The organism is Methylophaga sp. UBA5088 (assembly GCF_002414625.1).
In the GTDB taxonomy this organism is placed as follows: Bacteria; Pseudomonadota; Gammaproteobacteria; order Nitrosococcales; family Methylophagaceae; genus Methylophaga; species Methylophaga marina.
In genome coordinates this window covers 1-1,563 of sequence record NZ_DIAC01000099.1, presented here as the reverse complement: position 1 = coordinate 1,563, position 1,563 = coordinate 1, and the positions used below count along the sequence as shown (strand labels likewise).

Below are 1,563 nucleotides of genomic sequence, written 5' to 3'. Positions count from 1 at the left end.
AGTATCAGGCTTTTTTAACAAACTCAGATTTGAGTTTCATGGCGCCAATACCATCAATTTTACAATCGATATCATGATCACCACCGACCAAACGGATATTTTTTACTTTGGTACCTACCTTCACCACAGCCGAAGATCCTTTTACTTTCAGATCTTTAATCACCGTAACCGTGTCACCATCCTCCAAGACATTACCGTTTGAATCACGAATAACATCATCATCAGCCGCTGTACTATTCTCACCTTCCTGCCACTCATGCGCACACTCAGGACAGACAAACATATCTTGATCTTGATAGGTGTATTCAGAACCACAGGCAGGACAATTCGGCAGATCGCTCATTTCAATTCCAGATAAACAAAAGGGTTATTCTAACCGATATACGTGTTAAAACCTGTTTTATCTGCATAAAAAAGGCCCCTTTCGGAGCCTTTTTAATTCTAAGAAATGCTGATTAGAAGTGGTAACGAACATTCCCTGTAATATTACGACGCTGTGCATAACCACAATCTTGTCCAGCCCCTCGACACCATGCTGTATAGACTTCGTCAGTCACATTCTGGGCATTAACTGTAAAGTCCCAATTTTGGTAAGAATATCCAAGCATCGCATCGACCAAAATCTCTGATGGAATATAGGGTGCGCCACCTGAGCCAGTTCTACTACCCAGATAGCGAACACCGGCACCTAAACGCCAATTAGTGCCAATGTAGAATTTATTCCACCACGAAGCATTCCGTTCTGCTACAGAGCCAAGACGTTTACCGTTCGCGTCATCAGCGTGGAGCTGCGTGTAGGCTAACTGCGTTTCGAAATTATCCCAGCGTTTATTGGCCTGAATTTCCCAACCATCAACTGTAGCACCCGTTTGCGAAACGCCCCCCGGTGTTGAACCCTGCTCTACACGATTTTGTTGGGTAATATCAAAGTAAGCTGCTGTGATAGCTAAACTACGATCATCAGATAAATATTTGACACCGTACTCGCGTTGCACACCTGTCGTTGGCTCTAGTGTGCCACCAGCCCCATCTGTGCCCAAGTTCATGACAAAGGCTTCGGTGTAACTGGCATATGGTGAAATACCATTATCAAAACGGTACATTAATCCAATCCTTCCAGTATTCACTTTCTCATTACTTTCTGTATCTGGACCAGTTTCTGCGAGAGAGATATTTTTTGCCCAATCATGACGTAATGCAGCAGAGATAACTACGGGACCAATTTCCATTGAGTCGGCGACATAAACCCCTGTTTGTTCAATACGATTATCATCGGGGTTTGAGTATGAAATAACACCACTTTGTAAGTTACCGTATTGAGGATTATAGACATTAATGGTGCCGCCTAAGCCAGTACCGTAAAAGTAGTTATCTTCTTCGTAGGTAGCCTCTTGACGATCAACACCAACTACGAAGGTATGATTTGTCATACCTACATCAAACATACCTTCCAATCTGGCATCAAAATTAAGTGCTCGTACTTCTTTATCTACGGTGTAAATAGTACGATTTACCGTGCCATCAGCGGCTGGTATAGATGGAATATCAACCCAATGTTCGCGC

General features: G+C 43.2%; 2 protein-coding genes. Both read right to left on the bottom strand.

The features are described 5' to 3' along the window. Positions 1-4: 4 nt before the first annotated feature. On the bottom strand, positions 5-343 hold the full coding sequence (locus B4K20_RS12425; RefSeq protein WP_289283114.1) for a zinc ribbon domain-containing protein YjdM: 339 nt from the start codon (positions 341-343) through the stop codon (positions 5-7). A 112-nt stretch (positions 344-455) separates the two neighbouring features. Then, a partial coding sequence (locus B4K20_RS12420) for a TonB-dependent siderophore receptor (RefSeq protein WP_289283113.1) occupies positions 456-1,563 on the bottom strand: 1,108 nt, incomplete at its 5' end.

Excerpts from the sequence above, each read along its gene's own strand:
- B4K20_RS12425 (WP_289283114.1), bottom strand. The coding sequence starts at position 343 with ATGAGCGATCTGCCGAATTGTCCTGCCTGTGGTTCTGAATACACCTAT.